Genomic DNA, 5,731 nt, shown 5'->3' with positions numbered 1-5,731 from the left:
ATACTTGACCTGTACCCCATACACATGGGTCGTTTGGTGCTGGGTCGGTGTTGTCAAAATCACCATCGCCATCGCTATCACAAACATTAATTGTAACAGTTACAGCACCTGAAGCTGGACTAAAACAATTAGCAGTAGCATCATAATAGAATGCATAGTAAGTTCCTGCACCAACAGCACCCGGAGCACTTACAGCTGAGCCCGTATGAGCGACATTGGTATACCAAACAAGGTTTGAACCCGCTGGTGTTGTACTGGTGACAGCAGTATTCAAATTGGCAGTAGTAGATGGACAGACATTCGAAATAGCCGCTGTTGTACCACCTAATCCAGATAAAGTTGGAGCTGTAAAGCCAGCAGTCGTAGCAGAGCGTAGTACAACACTGTATACACGAGTAGTACCTACGTTTACACCTACGAGATTGGCTATAGAGAAACGAACCTCATTAAATGGCTTGGTTGTTTTGAATCCAATTACTTGACGAGTAGAACTCAAAAAGGTAAGTGAAATCAAACCTCCCGCATTGCTTTCTTGAGCAACACCATTCAAATAGGTTGTGATAGTAGCATTATTAAATAAACTAGCACCCAACAAAGTAGTGTTTTCAACATCATAACCAGCAAAAGTTCCTGCAGGATAAGTACTTACAGCATCTTTTACAGATATAGACCCACTACTGAGAATACCTGCAGTCAAGACAATGTCAGCATAGTTAGTGGTATTTGCATCTAATACATTTGTAGTATTATTAACAGCGCAAGCTACACAAGCAGCTCCACTGATACCCGTCAAGCTTCCATTCAAAACAGCAGGATAAGTAGGAGAATTAATGTAGGTATCATCACAAGTCAAAGCTGGACCTGCACAAAGTTTTTGTACGACCAAATTATATACATTCGTTGTACTAATTATACCTAGCAAATTGGTTATCTGAAACTGAACCTCATCAAAATCTTTAGTGGTAACAAAACCTACTAATTGATTTCCAATACCTGTTAATAGAGAAGAATTGACAGAAAGTAAAGTGCCAGTTGTAGAGCTTTCTTGTAATACACCAGCTTTATAGGTTCTAACAGTAATACCCGAAAGTAAATTAGCGTTAATCAAGCTGGTATTTGAAATATTAAATCCTGCAAATGTACCTGATGGGTAGGTTGTTAAAACATCTTTTACAGAAATCGACGATGTACTACCCAGTGAGGCAGCCATGGTAATAGTCGCAAAGTCTGAAGTACTTGACGAAATCAAGTTTTCAGAATTGTTGATTGAACATCCTACACAGGCAATCCCGGAAATACCTGTATTAGCCTCATTGATAATTACAGGATATGTAGGATTAGAAAGGATTGTTTGCGTGTTACAAGTTAGGGCCGTTGGAGCACAGAATTTTTCTATCACAGGGTAATAAACCTGTCCAGAAAACAAAGCACCGACTAATGTTGTATATACGATACGAATCTCATCAAACGGAGCTGATGTAACAAAACCTACTGTTGCTAAACCTGTACCATCTAGTAAGCTAGATTCGATACCAATTAAACTAGTAACAACATCTTTGCCTTCTACGAAAGTACCATTATTATATGTCTCGATTCTTACATTCGATGCTATACTACCGCTAATCAAGTTGGCTGAGCCAATTTTGAAACCTGCATAATAGCCCGCAGGATAAGTATCTGCGGCATCATTATCTTTGACAGCATAGGTAATGCTACATCCCAAACCCGTAATATTAAAACTTACATTGTTGGTTAAATCTGCATCTACTAAATTAGAATTACTACCTGAAATTAATGGCAAACAAAGGCCTCCTGTACTTCGATTAACCGCCAAATTTGTGTAAAGCGAGTTTGTCCATGGAGATTTGGTATTACAAGGCCCTCCGGTGGCACCCGTTCCAGAGCAAGATGATATAAATACATCTACAGAAGCCGAAGCGGCGCTATAACAACCAGTTGTAGCATTATAATAAAAGGCATAATACGTACCATTGGTGGCAGCAGCAGGTGTTGCATAAGCTGACCCTGTGTGGGAATCATTAGTAAACCAAACTAAAGTTGTACCCGATGGAGCAGTACCACTTAAAGCATTACTCAAATTAACAGTAAGCGTTGGACAAGCATTCGACAAAGACGATGAAGTCACTGTTGGCACTGCTATCGCTGGATCGCATGGATCCAACGGATTAGTCCCATTGGTCTTTTCTGTGGAGTTACTAATACCGTCACCATCACAGTCTGAAGTATTCCAACTTGAAGAAGGGGTTCTTGTTTGACTAGCAAGTACAAAAGAACAAGCATCAAGAGGGTCTGTTCCATCTACACCTTCCTGACCATCAGTTACTCCATCACCATCTGCATCATCAGACGATACTGAAATCGCAATGGAACAAGTTCCCGTAGCATTTGGAGAGGTAATTGTTAAGGTTCTAGTACCTATGGAGCCACTACCATCATAAGTTATAGGGATATCGACAAAAGTTGCTCCCTGAGCAATAGAAGTCGTAAATGGAGATGGAGTTGATACAATACCAGAACCAGCGATAGTTACAGTCAATGAAGTCTGTCCATTCACCGCATTGTTAATAGGAACACGCAAAGTAGAAGTTTGCCCAGTAGTACCGTTAGCATATAGAGGGGTACCAACTAATCCCGCTGAAGGAGATGAACAGTTAAATGAGAAGGTCGCAGGTACATTGGTTACTGTAGCACAAGAACCTAAGTCGCCAAAGTTTAATCCATTTATAGAACCAACGTAGGTAGAAACACCCGTGGAAGCGTTGATTCTCCACAAATCTGTATTGGAACCATTAATACGAGAGTAATAAAAAGAATCACCAAGATATGCCAAACCATTGCCCACTGCTTGTCCACCGTTAGGTCCATTACTCATAGTAGGAAACGAACCTGTTGCCGTAACTACTCTTGTGGCGGTCAAAGCCGTTGGATTAACACGATATAGATGAGCCGCACTATTTTCCATCAAAATACAATAAAGGTTTCCGCTGGCATCCACAGCTATGTCATTAAGCGTAGTTCCGTTAGTCCATGTTGCATCTCCTGTTATGGTACCTACTGTAGTGCCATCGCCCGAACCTGTCCACTTGGTTAAAACTTTCAAACCGATACCATAAACAATTCCTGTTGAAGGATCTGTACCTAAACCGATTGGAGAGGCTATTGTATTATTGGTAGTAGTCAACGAAGCTGTTGTGGTCTGAGCAGGTGCCGTAAAAATAGTACCACTACTTGCATTAACGGAAGTTACAAATCGGTTTTGACTCAAATTGTTAGGAATAGGGCCAAAAGCCATATTACCTTGATTTGTTTGATTACCTTGAGCCACTAGGGTAGTTGCCAAGGTCGATAAATCAATTCTATAAATTGAATGAGTGCCTGCAACAACCCCAAATAACTCATTACAGCTAGGGGCAGTTGTAGGCACAAAAACCTCACAAGAAGCTAAATCTAAACTAATGTTTGGTGCTGAGCCCAAAAACGAAGCAAGCTGAACATTGGTTTTTACAATACCTTGACCGGTATTAGGGTTAATTTCATAGATTCTCGCATTCACATACGTTGTCAGTAAAACAACATTTGTTACAATTTCTGTAGCATAAATTTTGTTATTGTAAAAGGCAATTCCTTGAAAATTTGAGGGAATACTCCCACTCAACTGAATTACCTGAGAAGCCACCTTGGTAGACAAGTTTACTGAATATAAATAACTTGAATTCCCGTTTTTAACAGGTACATACATTTTACCAGTATTATCAAAAAAAGCATCGTTTGAAACAGTTCCTCCTGTCCAAATAGCATCCCCCGTTACAGCCCCTAAGTCAGACGATGGTGAAGGATATACCTTTACCAGACGTTTATCAGAAGTCATTCCATACACATAACCAGCATTCGCACCTGTAGTGAGCGGATTCGTTGTCAAACCTCCCAGCGCATTCGGAAGTGTAATACCAGTACTAAAATTGTTTCTATACACAACAGATCCTGAAGTGGTTTCTGATGACATAAACACAGTTGAACTGAGGTTCAATGCATCTGGCCCAACGGCCAAGTTACTCTTCCCTACGGTCATGGTCGTGACTAATGTCTTTGACCCATCGAGTGCCGAGATAGAATAAACCTTTCCATCATAGCTGTTAAGCAAGAACAAATCTGTACAGTTTTGTCCTATAACAGGCGAAACAAGGAATACCAATGCAAACTGAAAACCTACGATGGCGAGTATCCTGTTCATGAGGATACCTCCCAAAAAGCTAAGGTATTCAGAGAATACATTCGATGCTCCAAACAATTTCCGCATGGCTTGGGAAAATGTAGTTGTTGAATTCATCTAATTACTTAGGGGTTAAATTGAATAAAAGGGTTCAATGAAATTGCATCCTTGGCTATAGGATACGATATTATAGACCTCAATAAATTGAGGTGCGGACAATTATAAAAACTTTATAATGTTCAATCTTTCAGAAGAAGAGAGAATAGAATTGCGTAGCGAAATATATGAGCAATCGGAATAGATATATTCCCGAAAAAATACGTGTTAAGTGGTTGTGAAGTCTTTATCATGGCGGATAATTATTTAGGAAAACTACAATTAACTACTAGGCTATAAGCATGAATCGTATACATGGCTAATTTAAAACGATAGAAAAAGCCATAAGTCACGTAATATTTAATACGAAACTCAATTTTTTTTACGATAAAGCTTAGAGACAACAAAGGCACTCTTGAATAATCACAATTAAGATTGATAATCAATGTCAGAAGATCATGACGGATAACTTAAGCGGGAAAACTTCTAACAAGAAACAATCTTTGAGCGTATTGAAGATATTGGCGAATTATAGTTTTGTATTTTCAATACTTTAGCGAATTACTTATTTTCCCTAGGAGCAAAAAGAATACCAAAAAAAATATTTGATAATAGACAATAAAAAAAAAGGAGAAAATACTTAAAATTACTTAGTAGAAATCTAAAAATAAAGAAGTCACGTACAATGAAAAGATTGAAACGGGGAGTAAATAAGGGCAAAAAACATGCCAAAAAATATAAATAATACACTAATTAATATAATCATTCTGTGATACCATAAATACACCTAAGTTAGTAAGTAATCTTGCAGAATAAGATTTAAGTTACGTGCTTAGGCATTAGGCAACAGGCACAAGGCAAAGAGTGTTAAAATGTTTTTTATTAACCACAGCCATGCTTTTTCCAAAGCCCACCTCTGAAAGCCGTTACCTGAAAGCCGAAAGCTCAAAGTTGAAGCCCTAAGCTCAAAAAAAATTATATTTTACACTGCGTACTAACTTAATAATCATAGATGAGCTTTTTTCCAAAGCCTACTGCTAAAAGCTGGTACCTGAAAGCCTCAAAACACAAAACTTAAATCGCTACGATGAAGTAATTGCACAAAATAGCGACAGGGCGTGTACGATGAGGCAATAGACTTTCGGTAAAATATATCTGTGCTTATTTAAAACTATTTACTCAGTTCCTGCGGCATAGAACCTTAATTAATAAGAATTAGGCAAATGCTAAATGATTAAGTTTTGCCTCCCCTTCGTATTTGATGAATAGGTCTGTTCTATACGGCAACAGCATAAAAAAACCCTCTTTAAGGTAAAGAAATCAGTTTTTTTACTTAATTGCATAAAATAAAAAAGCACTTATAATTTCTTATAAGTGCTTGACAATCAACGTGGACCAGCATGG

General features: G+C 38.4%; 1 protein-coding gene. It reads right to left on the bottom strand.

The window, feature by feature from the left end; translation table 11 throughout:
- Positions 1–4,348, bottom strand: a 4,348-nt coding sequence (locus ACOVQ4_RS05240; RefSeq protein ID WP_421819602.1) for a beta strand repeat-containing protein, incomplete at its 3' end; no start/stop codon positions are given.
- Positions 4,349–5,731 lie beyond the last annotated feature (1,383 nt).

The organism is Flectobacillus sp., from assembly GCF_049240685.1.
GTDB lineage: Bacteria > Bacteroidota > Bacteroidia > Cytophagales > Spirosomataceae > Flectobacillus.
Note: the sequence above shows the minus strand (reverse complement) of the source record. Positions and strands in the feature narration are given on the sequence as shown.